Genomic DNA, 20,105 nt, shown 5'->3' with positions numbered 1-20,105 from the left:
AAGGTGCTAAGCCTTCTTTTTTTTAGGGAAGGAGCTCCCCTACAATCTCATTGCATGAATGATAAGACTCTGGTAGGCTTTAGGTCTTATCCCTATCTAAATTGAGAGGTTATGTCAAGAGTTCATCAATCTGTTTTATTAAACGAGGTGGTTAAGTTATTTAGCCCTTGCTCTTTACGTGTTTTCGTAGATGGGACTGCCGGTGCGGGTGGACATTCTGCTGCTCTTTTGGCTTTACACCCTGAAATTGAGCGGCTCATTGCCATCGACCAAGACCCTCTTGCACTTGTGATTGCTTCAGAAAATTTAATTTCGTGGAAAGATAAAGTCACATTTATTTCAGGTAACTTTGAGGATTTGGAAAAATTTTTGGATCAATTAGAAGTAGACTCTGTAGATGGAATTCTTCTTGATTTAGGGGTGTCTTCTATGCAGTTGGATAGGGGAGAAAAGGGGTTTAGTTTTTTGAAAGATGGCCCTTTAGATATGCGTATGGATCCCCGCAATCCTGTCACAGCTGCGCTTATTGTCAACAGCTGGTCTCAAGAAGAGCTGGAGCGGATCATTCGAAAATATGGAGAGGAAAAGCATTGGCGTGCGGCTGCGCGTGCGATTGTAAAAGCAAGGATGCAAAAGCCCATCTTAACTACTCTCCAACTAGTCGAAGTGCTTCGGACTGTTTTACATGTGAAACCGGCGAAGAAAATTCACCCCTGCACTTTGGTTTTTCAAGCCTTGCGAATCTGTGTAAATAGGGAATTAGAGGTGATCGAGAAAGTGGTTCCTGCCGCCATCAAGAGATTGAAAAGGGGGGGGCGTTTAGGGGTTATTAGCTTTCATAGTTTAGAAGACGGAATAGTAAAAAATCTTTTTCGGCATGCGGCTAGTGACAAATGGGAAACAAGAGGGATTGGAGGGGTATTTCGGGATAAAGAGCCAGAGGTACGGCTTGTAACTCGAAAACCCTTAATCGCTAGCGAAGAAGAAGTGGAGATAAATCCCCGCAGCCGCAGTGCTAAGTTGCGGGTAGTGGAAAAAATATGAGCAAGCGAAATTTATTATTTGTTCAAATTATCGTTTGCATTTCTTGTGCTGCTTTTACCTTATATAGTTTAATCGATCATCAAAATGAATTGACCGAAATTCGTCTTGCTATTCCCACTCTTAAAAAGGAGGTTGAGCGAATCGAAAAAGAAAATATTAGGCTTAGTTATGAAATTGATCGCTTTGAAAGTCCAATCCATTTGATGGAACTTCAAAGAAAACCTGAATTTGGTCATTTACATTATCCTTATAAAGATGATATAATTGTCCTTGAAGAACCTCAGCCCTTGCAAGATTGATCATCTTTTAATTCCAAATTTAAGGGATGAGGTAAATTTGTCAAATAATTCCATCAATACGTGCGTTTGCTTTTTCTTTGTTTCTTACCTTTCCTTACGCCTTTTTAATTGGATCTGGAGATCTTTTACGGTTGCTTTTTTTCTTAACCATCTGATAGCATAATTCCTTTAGTCAAAAAGGAAGGAGAAACCTTATAAATGAGTAATAAATTTAAACGTGCGTGGGAAGAAAGTAATATCGTGGATGATGTTATGTTCGATGAAAAAGACGCACAAGCATTTAAAGCAATGTTAGACCAAAAAGGGGGAGATGTATCCATCGAAGAGCCCACCGCAATGATTCCTGGTACTGTGCTGAAGGGAAGAATTGTTGAGATCACAAAAGATCATGTGGTTGTTGATGTGGGTCTTAAGTCTGAAGGGCTTGTTCCTATGGAAGAATTCTCCGATCCTTCACAAATCGTGTTAGATGGGGAAGTAGAAGTTTTACTTGATCAGGCAGAAGATGATAATGGCCAAATCGTGCTTTCTCGCGAGAAAGCGGAACGTCTTCGTCAGTGGGAATACATCTTACAACATTGCGAAGAGGGGTCGATTGTTAAAGGCAAAGTCTTGCGTAAAGTCAAAGGCGGTTTAATGGTTGACATTGGAATGGAAGCCTTCCTGCCTGGTTCGCAAATCGACAACAAACGCATTAAAAACCTAGACGACTACATCGACAAGACTTATGAGTTTAAAATTCTCAAGATCAACATCGAAAGAAAGAACGTTGTTGTGTCTCGCAGAGAATTATTGGAAGCAGAGCGTGTATCTAAGAAAGCAGAGGTTCTTGAAAGAATTCAAGAAGGTGATATCCGCGAAGGAACAGTTAAAAATATTACAGATTTCGGAGTCTTCCTAGACTTAGACGGAATCGACGGATTATTGCATATCACTGACATGACATGGAAGAGAATTAAGCATCCTTCTGAAATGGTACAACTAGGCGATAAACTAAAAGTAAAAATTCTCAGCATTGACAAAGAAAAAGGACGGGTTGCTTTAGGCCTAAAACAGAAAGAGCCTAATCCATGGGATCAAATTGAACAGAAATATCCTCCTGGAACTCGTGTTAAAGGCAAAATTGTTAACTTGCTTCCCTATGGGGCGTTTATCGAAATTGAACCCGGCATTGAAGGACTCATTCACGTTTCTGAAATGTCATGGGTGAAAAATGTCACAGATCCAAGCGATGTAGTGAAAAAAGGGGACGAAGTTGAAGCGATTGTCCTTTCTGTCCAAAAAGAAGAAGGAAAAATTTCTCTTGGAATTAAACAGACAGAACACAATCCCTGGGATGATGTACAAAACAAATATCAAGTGGGGACAAATGTCAAAGCTGAAATTAAAAGCTTAACCAATTATGGGGCGTTTGTTGAGCTCGAACCCGGCGTTGAAGGTCTTATTCATATTTCCGATTTGAGTTGGATTAAAAAAGTTTCCCACCCTTCTGAAGTGCTTCGAAAAGGTGATGTGGTCGACGCAGTGATTCTTTCTGTGGATAAAGATAGCAAAAAAATTACCTTAGGCGTAAAACAGTTAAGCGATAATCCGTGGGAAAGCATTGAAAAAACGATGCCTGTCGGAACTCTTGTAAAAGGGATCGTCAGCAAAATCACCGCTTTCGGCGCATTTGTTGAGCTAGAAAGTGGGATTGAAGGTCTTATTCACGTCACAGAACTATCGGATAAAGCCTTTGGTAAAGTTGAGGATGTGGTTGCAAAGGGAGACGAGGTGATTGCAAAGGTCATTAAGTTAGACCCGGAATACAAAAAAATTGCATTGTCAATTAAAGAGTATTTAATCGATCAAAATCAATGTAACCATGATGACATTGTAGTGGCTCCATCTAAGCGCAAGAAAAAAGACGCGGATGAAGAACGCAAAGATGATCAAAGCGAACATATTGAATCATATGAATCTGAAGAATCATAAATGATTCGCTGCAAGCGCCTCTTAAAAACTTTAAGAGGCGCTAAGGATATCCTGAAAAAGACCCTAGTCGAATCTCAAAGACGATCTAAGTGGCAGTCAAGACAAGAAAAATTCAGAGCAAGCTCAATGCACAGCCTCCGCAGTAGATTCGAAAAATACAAAAGATTTTTTCCGCTATTTGACCGGAATAGCATAAGCTGGGATAGAAATAAGCATCAGCAATAGATACAAAATTAACCAAGAATGGATCAGTGGTACAAAGATTCTGAGTTGTGTGCCACAGAGAGAAGAGGCAAAAAAACATGAACAAAGATCTAATTGCAATCTTTGAGTATTTAGAGCGTGAAAAAGGAATTAAGCGAAATATTGTTATCGCTGCAATTGAGGAGTCTTTGCGAGCTGCTGCTAAAAAAAGTATTAGTGGGGCCTCAAATGTCACAGTTACCATCAATCCCAAAACAGGAAATATCGATGTTTACTGCGAAAAAGAGATTGTGGAAGAAGTGGAAGTAGATGCTCAAGAAATTTCTTTGCAAGATGCCCGTGAAATTGATCCAGATTGCGAAATAGGGCAATTTATTGATGTTGTTGCGACTCCCAAAGATTTTGGGCGGATTGCGGCGCAAAAAGCAAGGCAAATTATTACCCAGAAATTGCGTAATGCAGAACGGGATGTGATTTACGAAGAGTATAGACATCGTACGAATGAACTCATTTCTGGTACAATCAAACGTTTTGTGCGGGGATCGAACATTGTGATTGACCTAGGAAAAGTTGAAGCGATTATGCCCACGAAACATTACCCAAAAACTGAGAAATATCACGTGGGAGAAAAAGTCTTAGCTCTTCTCTATGAAGTAAATGAGACAGAAAATGGGGGCGCAGAAGTTGTTCTTTCTCGTAGCCACCCCGAATTTGTCAAGCAGCTTATGATGCAAGAAGTTCCTGAACTGCATGAGGGAATTGTGGTGATCGATCATATCGTTCGTGAAGCGGGGTATCGGACAAAAATGACGGTTAGATCTACAGACCCAAAAATCGATCCAGTAGGCTCCTGCGTCGGAATGCGCGGAAGTCGGGTAAAAAATGTAGTGCGTGAATTAAACAATGAAAAAATTGACATTATTCCCTATTCTCATGATCCGATCGAATTGCTTCAAAATGCGTTAGATCCCATTGAAATTCGCAAGGTAAGTGTGAATGAAGACGATAAAACGATCTCCATTGTGGTGGATGATGCAGATTTTGCTGCGGTGATTGGCAAAAAAGGAATGAACGCGCGCTTAAATAGCCAGCTTATTGGGTATGAATTAGAAGTTCAACGTATGGCAGAATACAACCATGCGATGGCCGTAGAGCGTACTGAGCTTGCGACCGCACAAGAACCGTGGCTAGACCAACCTTTAAAAAACCTTGAAGGTGTGAATACCCTCATTTTTGAGCACCTAATCGCCGAAGGATTTAACACACCAAGAGCGATTTTAACTGCTGCTCCTGAGAAATTGGCTACAGTGCCTGGAATCAGCATTGAGCTGGCAGATAAGATATTAGAACAAATAAGAAAACAAAGGACATAAGGCCTTGGCAAAAAACCTTAAGTTAACAATTAAAAATACCCAAATTGCAAAAGCGGTAAATTTGGAAGCCGTTAAAAGCAAGCTGGCATCAAAAAAAAGCGCATCTGAATCTCAAGAACAGCTGGAAGCGAAGTCGGTAAGCAAGCTTTCCAAAAAAACTTTACCGGAAGGGGAAGCCAAAAGTCCCAAAGAGGAAACCCCACGTATTCGGGCCCGCTCCAAATCCGTTTTTGCAGAACCTAGCGAAGGAAAAGGAACTACAGATCTAGTTTCCTCAATAGAAAGCGTTGAAGTGCAGTCTTTTGAGCAGGCAGAAGGGGAAGTCAATCGGGATAATTTCCAAGAGAAAATAGCAAAGCCTTCTGTTATTGATGAGCCAGTTGCTTCTATTATTCAAACGGAAAGTGTTAAAGAATCCTCTAAAGAAGAAAAGGTTGTGGGTCTTGACCCTTCTAAGAAACCTAAAGAAGCTGAGCCTACAAAGAGCGCCGTTTTTGTGAAACAGGAAACAACTAAGGAAGTTTCTCAACCTACTCGAGAACCTGGAAAAGCAGCTTCTGTCGAAGTTTCCCCTCCCCCAAGGCCAGCACCTGTGCGCGAAAAATTAGGACCCACTGGGCGACATATTAAAGATTTGCTGCCTCCTCCAAAGCCGGCTATAGCAAAACCTAAAAAAATTGAACCTTCTACGTCTTTACCTCAGGAAGCCGAGAAAGAAGATACATTATCACAAGAAGGAAAACATAAACCGAAAGTAAAAAGGCCTTTGGAAGCTGCTCCATTAGAAAAAGTGGAAGAAGTGATTCAGGAGGAAAAGAAAGGGGCTAAGTTTAAAGATTTTCGCGATGTTAAACCTGTCAAACGGCATCCTGCTCAGATGCGTTCGTTTGATTCTCGTGATAGGCAAGGTTTACGAGAAACGGATGAAGACCAAAGCTGGAGAAGAAAACGGGGCAAATCTGTGCGTCAACAAGAAGAAGCGCCTGTAACGCGACCCACCTCTCTTTCTGTGCGCTTACCTATTTCGTTGAAAGATTTAGCCAGTGAGATGAAATTGAAAGCTTCTCAATTAATCGCCAAGATTTTCTTACAAGGTATCGTAGTGACAATCAACGATATTCTCGAAGATGAAACGCTGGTTCAACTTTTAGGAAATGAATTCGGATGTGAAATTACGATTGACACATCGGAAGAGGAAAGAATCCGAGTGACAGATAAAAGTATTAAACAAGAAATTGAAGGCTCAGCTCCCTCTTTGTTAAAGACGCGTCCTCCGGTAGTCGCTTTTATGGGCCACGTGGACCATGGAAAAACAAGCCTAATCGATGCCATCCGTAAAAGTAATCGCGCAGCTGGAGAAGCTGGTGCCATTACTCAGCATATTGGGGCCTTCCGTTGTCACACAGATGTGGGTGATTTAACAGTGTTGGACACCCCAGGGCACGAAGCTTTTTCTTCTATGCGAGCTCGGGGTGCAGACGTAACAGATATTGTGGTTTTAGTAGTAGCAGGAGATGAAGGCATTCGTCAACAAACAGTCGAAGCGATTCAACATGCAAAAGAAGCAAACGTTACAATCATTGTGGCGTTAAATAAATGTGATAAGCCAAATTTTAATGCTGAAAACGTTTATCGACAATTGGCTGAACATGAACTTTTACCAGAAGCCTGGGGTGGTCAAACCATCACAGTGAATTGCTCAGCAGCTACAGGGGAAGGCATTAAAACGCTTCTTGAGATGCTAGCCTTACAAACCGAAGTTCTCGAATTAAAAGCCAATCCCTCAGCAAGAGCCAGAGGCACTGTGTTAGAATCTGAGCTTCATAAAGGGATGGGTTCTAAAGCGACAATCTTAGTGCAAAATGGAACGCTGCGTAAAGGGGACGCTCTTGTTTTTGAGCAATTGTGGGGAAGAATTAAAACCATTCACGATGAATTTGGCTGTGAGATGACAGAAGTGCCTCCCTCAACCCCTGCAGAAATTACAGGACTTTCAGGCCTACCAGAAGCAGGCCAAGAATTTATCGTGGTGAGCAATGAGAAAGAAGCTAGAAGCATTGCCGAAGCTCGCATGCTTGGAATTCGTCAAGTCAATCTACAAAAGGCAAAAAAAGCTTCTTTAGAAAACGTTTTCCAACAAGCCACCGAAACAGCGAAGAAAATCTTGCACGTTGTTTTAAGGGCAGACGTACAAGGATCTCTGGAAGCCTTGAAAGTGGCCTTGGAGAAAATCAAATCGACGAAAGCCGAGCTGGTGATTATTTCATCGGGAGTGGGAGAAATCGCTGAATCTGATGTGCAATTAGCCGCGGCTTCTAAAGCTGTAATTCTCGGTTTCCACACAAAAATTGAAAGCCACGCTGACATTTTGGTTAAACAATTAGGTGTACAAGTACGCTTACACGATATTATTTATCACGCGATTGATGATATTAAAGAGCAAATGGCATCCTTATTGGATAAAATTCCAGTGGAGACAGATAAAGGCCAAGCGGAAGTTAGAGCAATCTTTAAATCCTCACAGGTTGGGGTTGTTGCGGGCTGTTACGTTACTGAAGGCATTATCCGCCGAAATGATAGCATTCGCGTTAAACGAAAGGGGCAGAAGATATGGCAAGGGCCTATTGCTTCTTTAAAACGTGTAAAAGAAGATGTCCGCGAAGTTGCAAAGGGACTTGAATGTGGAATTCTCTTAAATCATTTTAATGACGTTCAGGCTGGAGATACGCTGGAAGCTTTTGAAGTCACTTATATTTCACAAGAGCTTTAATTCTATGTCAAAGCAGAGAACTGACCGCTTAAACTCTTTATTGCGCGAAGTGGTTACAGAGGTAATCAAAAAAGACGTGCGCAATCCCTATGTGAGTGAAATGACCACCGTCACTCGCGTGGATATCACAAAAGATTTACGCCATGCAAAAGTCTATGTGAGTATAATGGGCACTGGAACAGAAAAAGAAGATACCCTTCAAGCTTTGCGATCTGCAGCAGGCTTTATCGCTGTAAACGCCTCGCAAAAAGTTGTCATGCGTTTCTTTCCTGAGCTAACGTTTGTTTTGGATGACAGTGTCGACCGTCAAATGCGCATCGAAACTCTTCTTCGCGAAATCGAAATTGAAAAAAGCTCAAGACCCGAAGAGCCCGATGATCATGAATCTTCCTCAAAATAAGCCAGAAGTTGAAGGGATCCTTCTCCTTGATAAACCAAGAGGATGTACAGCCTTTAATTTAGTTGCTAGGCTTCGCAAAGTGCTGGGAGTAAAGAAAATTGGGCATGCGGGAACCCTCGATCCTTTTGCAACAGGGGTGATGGTCATGTTGATAGGGAGAAATTTTACCCGCCTATCCGATCAATTTTTAAGCCAAGATAAAGAATATGAAGCCGAGGTGTACCTGGGCGTTTCTACAGATACCTATGATTGCGAGGGGCAAATTTTATCGCAGAGTGAAAGAATTCCGTCACTTGCAGAAATCCAGACCGCTTTAGCTTCTTTTCAAGGAGAAATCCTGCAAATCCCTCCCATGTTTTCAGCCAAAAAGCAAAACGGAAAAAAACTTTACGAATTGGCAAGGCAAGGAAAAACGATTGAAAGGCCGCCCGTTAAAGTTTCTGTTCAAATAAGCTTGTTAAATTATGCCTATCCTTATTTATCTTTGTCTGTTTCCTGCAGTAAGGGGACTTACATTCGAAGCTTAGCCCATGATCTAGGGATGTTATTAGGAATAGGGGCGCATCTTACCCAACTTAGAAGGGTGCGAAGTGGGCGTTTTCATTTAAAAGATTGCTTAGATGGGGTCCCCTTAAAAGCCTCTACTTATACTTTTGAAGAACTTAAACGGCATATTCAACCCCTGCTCATATGAAAGTCATTCACCGCTTACAGGAGTTTCTAAGAACGCCCCAGCCTGTGATTTTAACGATAGGCAATTTTGATGGGATGCATCTTGGCCATCAGAAAGTGATACAAGCTCTTAAGGAAGTGGCAAAACTTCAACATGCCCAAACAGCGGTTTTAACTTTTGAAAACCATCCTTCCACAGTGCTTAATCCTCAAAATGTGGTTTCTCAGTTATGTACTTTAGATCACAAACTTTGCCTGCTGGAGCAAGCAAAAATTGATTGGGTAGTTTTACTTCCTTTTACTTTAGAATTTGCTAACCAAACCGCAGAAATTTTTTTAAGAAAATTACATGCACATATTCCTTTTATCCATTTAATTCTGGGACATGATGCTTTTTTAGGAAAAGACAGAAAAGGTGATCAGACTACCTTAAAGGCAATTGCAAATCAGCTTGAATTTTCTCTCCTCTACCTTCCTGAATATCGTATAGAAGCGACTAAGATATCGAGTAGCACTATACGCCAACTGATTGTAAAAGGTAAACTACCAGAAGCCAGCCAATTACTCGGTAGGCCTTATTCTTTTTATGGGAGGGTGAAGTCTGGGCAGGGTAAAGGACGGCGCTTGGGATTTCCAACCGCTAATTTTGATGTAACAGGAATGTGTCTTCCCCCCTATGGTGTGTATGCAGTAAAGCTTTGGCGCCAAGGAATTTATTTTCCTGCTATTGCAAATTTGGGAGTTGCTCCAACGATGCGGGAAGGGAGCGTTCCTATTCTCGAGGTGCACCTTTTAGATGCAACCTTAGATAATCTTCCCAACACTTTCTGTGAAGTTGTGTTTCACTCCTTTATTCGACCTGAACAAAAATTTCCTTCTATCGAGCATTTAAAAGCTCAAATATCCCGAGATGTGATTCAAGCAAGGCACTACTTGGCTTAATCAAAGGCTATCTGGCAAGACTTTCTTGTTATAAACAAACTTGTTGACATCTACTTCCCTTTTCTAGCATTTGAATGTTCATAAATTGCGCATCAAAATTCTATTTCCTTTGCTGCATAGCACCTATCACAACTGAAAACTAATTGACCGCCCAAGGAGTATCGAGAAATGCAGGCACTTCCAGTATGCATGAGTAGGGAACCGACCCTAAACTTTTTTGCCCCTCAGCAAATTTTTGATAAGTATCTCAATCCCCACTATTTCCCCGCGTTATGGCAGGAGTTAAAAAAAGCCACTTTTACTTTAACTTCATTCTCACCTGAGGCCATTGCCACAAAAGTGTGTGAGGTTATCGAACACCATTTTAAGCAAATTGCTGGATTGGATGAAGTCTTCTCCTTTATTGAATTTCTTTTTGCCCTCTATGGAAGGTCTGGGCCGCAGCCTGCGATAGGAATCAAGATTCTCGCCCTTATTTTTCGATCTTTTATTGTTTTTCAAAACGGTCCTAGAGAGCTTTTCCATAAATGGCATTATTATTTCAAAACTTTAAGTCACCACGTGTTTTTAAATGGAGAGGAAGAAAAAAAGACGTGGTTTCATTTAATCAGCTTAGTCCTTCAACAAGGCCCGGAAGATCTCTCGGTGAAAGATTATGAGCTGGGCAAAAAAAGCTTAATTACCTTTTTTATTTACGCTTTCAAACTAGAGCATATGGGGGAAGAAAATACAGATAAGGTGTATTTAGATCTAACGCGCTGCATGCTGAAGGGCCTCCAAAATAAACGTTTAGTAGTAAAAGAAATCGCCTATTTACTTAACCATCCCAAAAGGGAAGAAGCAGATATTCAACTAGTTCTGGCTGCTTTTGAAAAACATGAATTTTCTATCTTTCAACGCTATGTATTGATGAGCCGCTACTTAGCGGTTTTAAGCCAGGCGAATTCCACTTTGTCAGGACCGGATGAAGTTTTTCTTTCAATTTGTGAAAACTTATTTAAAAAAAGTTTAGGCGAATCCTCTATTTATGCGGCCGATTTTATGGCCTTAATCTCTTTGTTAATTCAATTTCCGGAACTAGCAAAAATGCAATCCTGCTACCAATGCTATCTAGAGAAACTTTATACGATTTTAGGAAAGAAAACAGCGCAGTACGATCGGCTTGAAATAGAAAGTATCTGCCGCATGCAAGGCGAGTTATTTAAAATGGAACAACAAGCCTTAAATCTGAATGTATTTTGGGAAAACCTTTTTCCCAAAATTACCCTCATTAGTCAAATGTTGAAGCGTTATGGAATATCACCTGATTTACTTCAAAAAGGATTTTCTCTTATTGTTTTATATTTTAAGTACTTCGCTAAAGATTTAGCTAAAAGCGAGGTTAAAAATATTTTTCGCTTGATTTCAAAAAATTATAAGCTAAAAAACTTCTCTCATTTTAATAGAAAGCTTATTCTGCAAACGGTTTTAGAGTTATGCTTGAGTAAAGGATTTATAAAGCATGTGATTCCGTTATGTGAAGAAGTTAAAAAATGTTTTAACGTGGATGAAGCTTGGCTAAGTGAAGTTAAAGAACTTTGTCAAGCAACCCCGCTCCTAACTATTGAAAAAAACTTAGGGCTTTTAATCCCTGCGATCTCACGATTATGTTTTTCAAATAACTGTGAGGGCAAGGAGTCGATTCCCTTTGAAATAATTAAGCTTTTCGTCTCCCTCGTAACAAGTCCTGAAAAACTTCTTAAAATCCTCCAAGCATCGCTGAAGAAAGGTGAGTCCTTTAATGGGCTTTTAAAAAGCATGGTGTTGATCCTAGATTGCCAGCCTGCCTCACGCGTGTTTAAATTTAAATTAGCCCAACTCCTTGCTCTTAAAGCAGCAGATGAAGAGCGTTATAAGTACTCTGATTTTTGCTTGCTTTTAAAAATTTTAGGTAAAACATTCAATCACTTTGAAGTTTCTTTTTTTTCCTTAACTGACATTCTATGCAAACCTTTTTACTTTGTTGATCTTAAAGATGTGGTGCTGATATTTGACTCCATCAATCAAATAGATGGAGCTTCGAAGAATTTAGAAAAATTTTGGGAGCTTATGAAACCATTTGAAGGGATCTTAAAAGAAGAGCGGGATGCGATCATGGCTGTAATTTATTATAATTGGATGATTGCTTGTGGGCAGGGGAAGGCATTAGATATCCTTAGGGGAATTTGGAAGAAGAAGGCCCTTAAAAAAAGGGATGACAGACGCGCTCTTGTTCTATTAAATAATCAAATCTGGGGGCAAGGCGAACTGTACTTTAGGCGTCTGGAGGAAATTATGCAAATTTGCTATACGAATATTCAAAAACTTGATAATAAAAGTATTAAAAAACAAACAAACATGCATTTTGAGGCATTAAGGCAATCCTTGGGAAATGCTGCGAAAAAATTCTCAACTCCCTAGTTTATTTCCTAAACTACCGAAGTCTTTATTAGGCCTTCCGCTTCTCTCCTTAACAGCTTAAAACAGAGAGGTAAGCATAGAAAGCTTGTAAATGGTCACAAATACTTTTTAAAGGCTATTACAACCATTCCAGAAAACAAAAAAAAGGATCGGATATTCAAGAAAAAATATTGGCGTTGACTCGTTACGTAAATTTTAGTATGGTAGTCTACACCTTATTTGGATTAAAGTTAAGAAAAAGTCTCTTTGAGTCTGAAAAATAATCGCAATGCTTGGCTTGAATTTTAACTTTAAAATATAAAATTTCTTCTATAGCTTGTTTTGAATTCTATGAAAAAGACGCTTGTTATGAAGTTTGGCGGTGCTTCTGTAGCTTCTCCAGATCATTTTTCACAAATTGCAGAGATTATATTGGCGCGAAAGCAAGAATATGAACGGATCGCTATTGTCATTAGTGCCATGGGAAACTCCACTGATCAATTAATTGCTTTAGCAAAGCAAGTGCATCCAAACCCACCTAGAAGAGAATACGACATGCTCGTCTCTGTGGGTGAAAGGATTAGCATCGCATTGCTCGCCATGGCTTTAGCTGATAAAAACCAACAAGCTGTCAGTTTTACGGGAAGCCAATCGGGGATTATCACTTGTGACCACCATAGCAGCGCCAATATTATTGAAGTTAGGCCTCATCGCATTCTTTCGGCTTTAGATTCTGGCAAAATTGTGATCGTCGCTGGTTTTCAAGGGGTCAGCCGCAATGGAGAGATCACCACGCTTGGTCGAGGAGGATCGGATACCTCTGCCGTGGCATTGGGCTTGGCGCTAAAAGCTGAATGTGTCGAATTTTTTAAAGACGTCAAAGGCATTTACTCTGAAGATCCTAAAATAAATCCAAACGCCACTCTTTATTCACACCTGACATATGAAATGGCCGCTAATATCGTTCAAATAGGGCACAGTGTATTACATCCTCGCTGTATCCGTTTAGCTAGTAGAAATCAGCTGGCCTTATACGTGCGCTCTTTCATGGACTTTGCCAAATGCCAGTTTGCGGGGACTTTAATTGGCGAGTTAAACCAGCTGAATCAGGTGGTTGTATATGAAGAGGAAAATATCATCGATCGCAGCGCTATGAGCGCTTCTTTAAACTGCACAGCAGCATTTAATGAAAATTTTAACTAAAATTTCTAAAGATATGTCTATTCCCCCTATCGCCATCGATTTTGGCGAACAAAGAGAGAGCGTAAATTATCCCCACTATCAGGAGATTGTAAAAAATATCTTAAAAAGGGTGGCTTCTGACCAATTATTCGACCAAGAGAAAACTGTTCAGGAGCAAGCGGACAACTTAAATAGGGCTTTACCGATTATCGATGTCCTCTCCAAGCAAAGCGCACCCTCCACTCTGTCGTTTTGCCTATTTTGCAAATCTCGTTCGAATGTGTTTAAGTTTTTTTTTGAGATGTTGAGCTGTTGGCTGGTACCGGGAAAACGGTTAAATGTGATTTTGGCGCATTCGGTAGATTTTTGCTTTCCCCATTTAGGGCCTGATATTTACCTGGTTTCAGAATTATTGATTTCTGTGGAGAGCGCGCAGGATCTCGAATTAATCCATCGAAATCTTCCCTTACTGTTGACAGAGCTTAAGCTTGGCATAAATTCAGGGTATTATGCAGGCCGCATCCTAGAAGTCAAAGGATTGTCCAATGATGACAAAACCGTGCGCGTGCAAGAGCGTATTGCTGGCTTGATTGCGCATTATCCTAAATACTTTGATTCCGATTTGTTTAGCGAAATGCAAAATGTGTTAGTGATGTGTGAGGATCGGTTTAAAGCAAGCCGTGAAAGCTATCACTTATGCCGTATGATTTGTTACCAATACTTATTTCGGAATTTTCTTTTAAAAGCGATTAAGCATGCTCCTAAATCCAGGCATATGCATTTAAAAACCTTTAGATCCAAAGTGAAAATAGAGGGAAGAATTAGGTCTGTACTTTCTATTATCATCGGCATCAACTTTTTGCAGGATAAAGAAGTTTTAGACGAAATGCATTTAATCAAAGGGATCCAAAATTATATTCCTCAAGCGCAAGCCGTGGAAAATTCTTTCTTTTCTAACCGTCGGGGGACTTTTAGTGCCTGCACTTTCTATATTGAAATTGAAAAAAGTGACAATAGCCCGATTACTAGCCAAGAAGTTCAGCTTCTGCGGAAAAAGCTATTAACCGAAGTGGAAGAACGGATTGAGCAAGTTATGCACCCCGTCTTCATGCCCCGCAATGAAGAGGAAGTGATGCGCAATATATTGATCTTAAGCAACCAAATTAAATATATCCGCGATATCCCTCAAGTCATCATCACTTTTGACGAACAAACGCATTTACATCTCTTTTTTACCATTATTTTAGTGCGCGTGCTTAAACCCAATGATTTGCCTATTATGGAAATGTTTAAGAATCGCTCTACTTTTCTCGAGTGTATTCACGATGGGTGTAAAATCGTGGGAACCTTGCGCAAAAAGCATGAGAAAGAGGCCACTGTTTTTCGGGTAAAAGTCTCCAAAGATCAGTTTTTGCGGCGCGATCATTCGATTAACTTAAATGAAGCTAGGCAAGCAGTAGTCTCTGAGATCTCCCGCATTGTAGGGGAAATACGGGATTTTAACGGAGGCATGATCTCCAAGCAAAATGAGCTATTGCTCGAGCTCAAAAATGTATTGTCTTCTACCCGAAATTACAACGAGATTTTGCTCGAGAATTTCTTTTACTCTTTAAAACCTGTTATCATGCGCACTTTTTTAGAAGTGGAAGCTTTAAAGGCGCTCTTTTTGCTGTTAATGGAGGCGATTGAAGAGCGGTTTTTTAACGAGGAAGCCTATACGCTCAAAATTCAAAGTGAGTCAGATTTTGCTTTAGCCATGGTAGCCGCAGAAGATTGGGCCTTAGAAGAAGAATTGCAGCGGGTATTTAAAAAGCTCAATTATCCCTCTATCTCTTTGGCCAGCTTTTGCGTGAGAATTTATGAAGCTTCTTATATCGGTTACATTTACCGCTGCGATGACTTTTACAAGCAGCGGCTTCTCTTTCAAACTATTCAGCAAACTATTGAGAACTGGGATAGCCAAAAAGATGCTTCAAGCATCTAAGGAATCCCTTTGAAAATTATTTAAGGGGCCTTTTTTTGCATTTAGGGTGGAGCTGAGCCCCTCTCTATGTCGATTCTTGGCGCCTGAAGTACTGCCATTGCTATAACTCCAGGCGCCCCTATTATTTTGCTGGGAAGAGAAAGTTTTAGAGCAGCTGTTGCAAATAATTAATGACTCTTGGATTGAAGTCGAATGGCCCAAGGTTGAAAATTCAAAAGAGTTGCGTTGATATAAATCGGATCGGAAAGGAAGTTTCGGGCTGAATGTCAGTCGCTCTATTGGTTTTACCGATGTTTCTGTCACCGAGGATAAACCCCTTATCATTCAAAAGCCAAAAATAACAATCCATCAGTTAATACTTGACGATACCTTGATTTTAGCTAGCGATGGATTAAAAGATTATGTACCTGAGAAAAAATAGCGGAAGCTTTGCAAAAAGATGGCTTTAATGCTGCTCAGCGCTTGGTAGGTAAAGTTTTGAAAGGTAATTGCGAAAATGTGATGTTTATTGTCGTCAAGGTGAGCGCAAGCCAAGAAATAGAAGTGAGATAGCCCTAGAGCCTAGAGTTTAAGGGAACTGGCTTAATAAATATAGATGGAGTAGCAGTGCAATGGACTTCACATGTAGTCCAAAATAAAGTTTTTAACTTGTCTCTAGGGTGTTAAAAAATAAATGACATCGCTTGATTTAATCATTAGCTGTATCATAAATAATAAAAAAAAGGACCTAAATGGAAGTGAAGAGCTAGATTTTTGATAGAAAAGCGGATTAAATGGCTGGCTGCATCCCTACTACGAATACCCTAGCTAACTTGGCTGAAAAGCTGTTATTACCCTCATTTATCCTGCAGAGCTATTTTTGCTGGATAGGGCTGTTGATAGAATGCCCGGCCTAAAAGCTTTCTTGTAGGAATCTACTATTCTGCTAAGAGGAAAGCTAGCGCTAAGGATTTCACGCTTGCTGCTGGTCTGCATGAGGAAGGATGGCATTTGACATGCCAGCAAAAATCTCAATAAGAATAAAGACGCCGTGGGGCTGGCCGCTGTCCCGTAAGCTTGGCTTAATTCCCCTTTATACCTCCAGTTTATCTACCAAAGATTTGGGCCTGCTGTTACATATAGGAGGACCCTAAGTATTATGGCCAAGCTGGACGGGCTAATTAAAATGCTTTAATTCTTGAGCAAGTGGAAAATAAAAAAGCTAAAGCTCTCTTTTGGTTCATCCTTTGATAGGGCCTTATCTGCGCAAATATCTTTGTCTACTACTCGTTCTTTAAACAATCCTTGAAATTTTATGGCAGCAAGAGGCCTTCTGGAAGTTTTTTTAACCTCACCGCTTTATTAACAAGTTTGGTATAAATAAAAGCTTTTAATTCTTTTTAAATGAAAAAGATAAGAAAATGGCTATATTGAGTAGGTATCAAGAAGGTTTTTAGAAAGGTCTCTGAAAGGGAAAATAACCTACGCATGCTACATTTCTATAAGGCTAAAAATCTTGACTTTGCTAATATAATCCTATATGAAAGTAGTCAAGTTTTATGCTTTGCTAAGGGTTAATTTTACCAATGGAAAACCACTCTCTTAAAATTGCTCCCTCTATCCTTTCTGCGGATTTTGGAAAAATGGCTGATGAAGCACGCCGCGTTGAAGATGCTGGAGCAGATTATATTCACATTGATATTATGGACGGCAATTTTGTCCCCAATCTCACTATGGGGCCAAAAATGGTGGCTGCGATTAATCGAGCGACTACCATGTTTTTAGACGTGCATTTAATGGTTTATCATCCCTTCGATTATATTGAAAGATTTGTTGAAGCTGGAGCTGATATGCTAACTTTTCATTTTGAATCAACTGAAGATATAGAAGAAACGTTAGCTTATATTCGAAAATGTAATATCAAAGCAGGATTGGCTTTTTCCCCAGAAACTTCTTTGTCAATGATTCCGAAATTTTTAGATAAATGCGATATGGTCCTTCTAATGACTGTCAATCCTGGGTTTGGTGGGCAAGAATTTATGCCTGAAGTTTTGGAAAAAGTGAAATTTACGCGCGATCTTTGCCGCAAATTAAACATTTGTGAAGGGGGAAAATATGCACCCGAAGGTGCTGACCCGTCTACTATAAAGCCTTTTTTGATTGAAGTGGATGGAGGAATTAATCCCCAAACGGCAGAATTATGCGTCAAAGCTGGCGCAAATGTGCTTGTCTCTGGATCGTATCTTTTTCATGCTGCAGACCTCAAGGCAGCTGTTGAGTCTTTGCGGGTGAAGCAATAATGCTTCAATTTGTTTTAATTTATTCACTTTAAGAAGTCGTGGTTAACTATGGTTGCAAGTAATCAAATTACTCCTGGAATGATTCTTTCAATTAGCGAAAAGCTATACAAAGTAGAATCTAGTGTTAAAGTCACTGTGCCAAAAGGCGCCCCTTTTATTAAAACCAAGTTAAAAGATCTTGCGACTAATCAGGTTGTCGAAAAAAGTTTTAAAATTGGTCAAACGGTCAGTGACGTTCCTCTCGTTGAGAGACATTTGGAATTTCTTTATTTAGAAGGAAAGAGCTATTTATTCTTGGATATTCGCAATCTAGATAAAATTTTAATTCCTCCCGAGGTGATTGGCGCTAAAGTCAATTACCTAAAAGAAGGAGTAGATATTAAGGCTTCTTTTTATGGAGATACAGTATTTTCTGTTGAACTCCCACAATTTTTAGAGTTAATGGTATCGAAAGTGGAAAATGAGAAGGGGAAAGGGGCAAATCCAGGAGCTAGGATTGCCGTTTTAGAGACAGGCGCTTCGGTCCCGGTTCCCCCTTTTATTGATGTGGGAGATATCATTAAAGTGGATACCAAGGCAAACGAATATATACAACGCGTTTAGATCGTATTGGGGGACATTTAATTGGAACTTAAGCAAATAAAAGAACTTATGGCCGCAATGGGGCGAAGTGATATGAAAGAGCTTTTTATAAAAGAAGGCGATTTCGAGCTTAGATTAGAGAGAGGAGCAGCAATTCCTTTTTTAGAAACAGAATTTACTTCACCGCCGCCCCATTTTGCCGCTCAGTATGAAGAGGCTTATCACCGTTCTTCCAGAAGCCCTTCTAAAGCAGGCGACATTCCTTCTTCTCTTCACACCCCGATTCCGGAGGAGGTAAAGTCTGAATCCCTGCCTGGCACTTATGTCAAATCCCCCATGGTTGGGACATTTTATTCATCTCCAGCACCAGATGAACCCACTTTTGTAAAAAAAGGAGATGTGATTACTAAGGATACTGTCGTATGCATCATCGAAGCTATGAAGGTGATGAACGAAGTTAAAGCTGGTGTCGAAGGCATTGTAGTAGAGGTTTTAGTCACAAATGGTCAGCCTGTCGAATTTGGCACCAAATTGATTGAAATTTCCTCTAAGAAATAGAGGGGTTTTGCATGATACAAAAAGTTCTTATTGCTAACCGCGGCGAAATTGCTGTGCGAATCATCAGAGCTTGCCATGATTTAAATTTGCAAACAGTCGCTGTTTATTCTGAGGCGGATGCTGAAGCCTTACATGTTTTGCATGCAGACGAAGCCATTTGCATTGGTGAAGCGCCTTCGAGTAAATCTTATTTAAAAATTCCTCACATCCTCTCTGCTTGCGAAATTACGGGAGCTGACGCGGTTCATCCGGGATATGGCTTTTTAAGTGAAAACCCAAATTTTGCTTCGATTTGCGAAAGCTGCGGTCTTAACTTTATTGGCCCCTCTCCCAAATCGATCGCTCTTTTAGGAGACAAAGCCAAGGCAAAAGCTACAGCTATGAGCGTTGGATGCCCGGTGATTCCTGGGTCTGACGGCGTGGTTTCAGATAGCGCCCAAGCCTTAGAAGTTGCCAAAGAGCTTGGTTTTCCTGTTTTTATCAAGGCGGTTGCTGGTGGAGGAGGAAAGGGCATTCGGATTGCATACCATGCAGAAGAGTTTAACAAATCTTTTTTAGCTGCTAGAGCTGAAGCGGAAGCTAGTTTTGGAAATCCGGATGTCTATTTGGAAAAAATGATTCTATCTCCACGCCATATTGAAGTGCAAGTTATGGGAGATAAGCATGGAAATTACATCCATTTAGGGGAACGGGATTGCACGATCCAAAGGCGACGTCAAAAATTAATTGAAGAGGCTCCAAGTCCGGTACTTTCGGCAAAACTTCGCGAAAAAATGGGACAGGCAGCTATTAAGGTCGTGAAAGCTGCTGGCTACCATTCAGTAGGGACGGTTGAATTTTTGCTCGATCAAGACCATCAATTTTACTTTATGGAAGTCAACACCCGGATTCAAGTTGAGCATACTGTTACAGAAGAGTTGACAGGCGTAGACCTTGTTAGAGAGCAAATTAAAATTGCAATGGGGAAAGAGCTTGAATATACCCAAAAGGATGTTCAATTTGAAGGACACGTCATTCAATTTCGCATTAATGCAGAAGATCCTAGGAAAGGGTTCACTCCTTCTCCTGGACAGTTAGAATATTACCTACCACCCGGAGGCCCTGGCATACGCGTGGATAGCGCTTGTTATTCTGGATACAAAATCCCACCTAACTATGATTCCATGATCGGAAAGCTAATTGTGCATGGAAAAAACCGAGCAGAAGCTGTTGCCATTGGGAAAAGAGCTCTTCGTGAGTTTCATATCGGGGGAGTATCTTCCACCATCCCTTTTCATTTATACATGCTTGAGGACAACAAGTTTTTAAAGGCAGATTTTGATCTTGCCTATATCGACCAGCTAATTTCTGAAGGATCTCAATTTACACGAGATTAAAGGCTTACGCCCATACGACCCTGGGCGTTTCCAAATTTGTTTTCAAAG

Annotated in this window: 16 protein-coding genes; all 16 read left to right on the top strand. The window is 40.4% G+C overall.

What is annotated here, in order from left to right:
- Positions 1-111 precede the first annotated feature (111 nt).
- The 16 genes from rsmH to accC all read left to right on the top strand — a co-directional run bounded on the left by rsmH (position 112) and on the right by accC (position 20,057).
- Positions 112-1,044 (top strand): 16S rRNA (cytosine(1402)-N(4))-methyltransferase RsmH, encoded by a 933-nt coding sequence (gene rsmH, locus PARA125_RS07270; protein WP_213158169.1) that lies wholly within the window; start codon positions 112-114, stop codon positions 1,042-1,044.
- Positions 1,041-1,343, top strand: coding sequence for a hypothetical protein (locus PARA125_RS07265; protein ID WP_213158168.1), 303 nt, complete (start codon positions 1,041-1,043; stop codon positions 1,341-1,343). Before rsmH ends, PARA125_RS07265 begins: the two co-directional genes overlap by 4 nt.
- Positions 1,344-1,541: 198 nt before the next feature.
- Positions 1,542-3,317 (top strand): 30S ribosomal protein S1, encoded by a 1,776-nt coding sequence (gene rpsA / locus PARA125_RS07260; protein WP_213158167.1) that lies wholly within the window; start codon positions 1,542-1,544, stop codon positions 3,315-3,317.
- Positions 3,318-3,619: 302 nt separating this feature from the next.
- A complete protein-coding gene (nusA, locus tag PARA125_RS07255) occupies positions 3,620-4,894 on the top strand; it encodes a transcription termination factor NusA (protein ID WP_213158166.1) in 1,275 nt (424 codons plus the stop codon).
- A 4-nt stretch (positions 4,895-4,898) separates the two neighbouring features.
- Positions 4,899-7,664: a translation initiation factor IF-2 gene (gene infB, locus PARA125_RS07250; protein ID WP_213158165.1), complete on the top strand. Its 2,766-nt coding sequence runs from the start codon at positions 4,899-4,901 to the stop codon at positions 7,662-7,664.
- A gap of 4 nt (positions 7,665-7,668) precedes the next feature.
- Positions 7,669-8,064, top strand: a complete 396-nt coding sequence (gene rbfA / locus PARA125_RS07245) for a 30S ribosome-binding factor RbfA (protein ID WP_213158164.1) — start codon at positions 7,669-7,671, stop codon at positions 8,062-8,064.
- Positions 8,045-8,758 carry a tRNA pseudouridine(55) synthase TruB gene (gene truB, locus PARA125_RS07240; protein WP_249274256.1) on the top strand — a complete coding sequence of 238 codons (714 nt, stop codon included), beginning with the start codon at positions 8,045-8,047 and terminating at the stop codon, positions 8,756-8,758. Before rbfA ends, truB begins: the two co-directional genes overlap by 20 nt.
- Positions 8,755-9,678 carry a bifunctional riboflavin kinase/FAD synthetase gene (locus tag PARA125_RS07235; RefSeq protein ID WP_213158163.1) on the top strand — a complete coding sequence of 308 codons (924 nt, stop codon included), beginning with the start codon at positions 8,755-8,757 and terminating at the stop codon, positions 9,676-9,678. The genes truB and PARA125_RS07235 overlap by 4 nt, the downstream gene beginning before the upstream one ends.
- Before the next feature lie 168 nt (positions 9,679-9,846).
- Positions 9,847-12,117, top strand: a complete 2,271-nt coding sequence (locus PARA125_RS07230; protein WP_213158162.1) for a hypothetical protein — start codon at positions 9,847-9,849, stop codon at positions 12,115-12,117.
- Positions 12,118-12,465: 348 nt separating this feature from the next.
- Positions 12,466-13,299 (top strand): amino acid kinase family protein, encoded by an 834-nt coding sequence (locus tag PARA125_RS07225; RefSeq protein ID WP_249274255.1) that lies wholly within the window; start codon positions 12,466-12,468, stop codon positions 13,297-13,299.
- Entirely contained in the window at positions 13,283-15,262 is a 1,980-nt protein-coding gene (locus PARA125_RS07220; protein WP_213158157.1) for a hypothetical protein, read from the top strand. The genes PARA125_RS07225 and PARA125_RS07220 overlap by 17 nt, the downstream gene beginning before the upstream one ends.
- 259 nt (positions 15,263-15,521) lie before the next feature.
- On the top strand, positions 15,522-15,683 hold the full coding sequence (locus PARA125_RS10180) for a PP2C family serine/threonine-protein phosphatase (RefSeq protein WP_213158382.1): 162 nt from the start codon (positions 15,522-15,524) through the stop codon (positions 15,681-15,683).
- A gap of 1,144 nt (positions 15,684-16,827) precedes the next feature.
- Positions 16,828-17,541 (top strand): ribulose-phosphate 3-epimerase, encoded by a 714-nt coding sequence (gene rpe / locus PARA125_RS07210; RefSeq protein WP_213158156.1) that lies wholly within the window; start codon positions 16,828-16,830, stop codon positions 17,539-17,541.
- Positions 17,542-17,589: 48 nt separating this feature from the next.
- Positions 17,590-18,144: an elongation factor P gene (locus PARA125_RS07205; RefSeq protein ID WP_213158155.1), complete on the top strand. Its 555-nt coding sequence runs from the start codon at positions 17,590-17,592 to the stop codon at positions 18,142-18,144.
- Between the two features lie 21 nt (positions 18,145-18,165).
- The gene (gene accB, locus PARA125_RS07200) at positions 18,166-18,681 is read left to right on the top strand and encodes an acetyl-CoA carboxylase biotin carboxyl carrier protein (protein ID WP_213158154.1); all 516 of its coding nucleotides are present in this window, start codon (positions 18,166-18,168) and stop codon (positions 18,679-18,681) included.
- A 14-nt stretch (positions 18,682-18,695) separates the two neighbouring features.
- Entirely contained in the window at positions 18,696-20,057 is a 1,362-nt protein-coding gene (gene accC / locus PARA125_RS07195; protein ID WP_349305713.1) for an acetyl-CoA carboxylase biotin carboxylase subunit, read from the top strand.
- Positions 20,058-20,105: the final 48 nt, after the last annotated feature.

Source organism: Parachlamydia sp. AcF125 (assembly GCF_018342475.1).
GTDB lineage: Bacteria > Chlamydiota > Chlamydiia > Chlamydiales > Parachlamydiaceae > Parachlamydia.
The sequence above is the reverse complement of the archived record's forward strand: the minus strand, read 5'-3'. Positions and strand labels throughout refer to the sequence as shown.

Excerpts from the sequence above, each read along its gene's own strand:
- PARA125_RS07265 (WP_213158168.1), top strand. The coding sequence starts at position 1,041 with ATGAGCAAGCGAAATTTATTATTTGTTCAAATTATCGTTTGCATTTCT.
- PARA125_RS07225 (WP_249274255.1), top strand. The coding sequence starts at position 12,466 with ATGAAGTTTGGCGGTGCTTCTGTAGCTTCTCCAGATCATTTTTCACAA.
- PARA125_RS07230 (WP_213158162.1), top strand. The coding sequence starts at position 9,847 with ATGCAGGCACTTCCAGTATGCATGAGTAGGGAACCGACCCTAAACTTT.
- rsmH (WP_213158169.1), top strand. The coding sequence starts at position 112 with ATGTCAAGAGTTCATCAATCTGTTTTATTAAACGAGGTGGTTAAGTTA.
- rpsA (WP_213158167.1), top strand. The coding sequence starts at position 1,542 with ATGAGTAATAAATTTAAACGTGCGTGGGAAGAAAGTAATATCGTGGAT.
- PARA125_RS07220 (WP_213158157.1), top strand. The coding sequence starts at position 13,283 with ATGAAAATTTTAACTAAAATTTCTAAAGATATGTCTATTCCCCCTATC.
- nusA (WP_213158166.1), top strand. The coding sequence starts at position 3,620 with ATGAACAAAGATCTAATTGCAATCTTTGAGTATTTAGAGCGTGAAAAA.
- rpe (WP_213158156.1), top strand. The coding sequence starts at position 16,828 with ATGGAAAACCACTCTCTTAAAATTGCTCCCTCTATCCTTTCTGCGGAT.
- truB (WP_249274256.1), top strand. The coding sequence starts at position 8,045 with ATGAATCTTCCTCAAAATAAGCCAGAAGTTGAAGGGATCCTTCTCCTT.
- PARA125_RS07205 (WP_213158155.1), top strand. The coding sequence starts at position 17,590 with ATGGTTGCAAGTAATCAAATTACTCCTGGAATGATTCTTTCAATTAGC.
- PARA125_RS07235 (WP_213158163.1), top strand. The coding sequence starts at position 8,755 with ATGAAAGTCATTCACCGCTTACAGGAGTTTCTAAGAACGCCCCAGCCT.
- rbfA (WP_213158164.1), top strand. The coding sequence starts at position 7,669 with ATGTCAAAGCAGAGAACTGACCGCTTAAACTCTTTATTGCGCGAAGTG.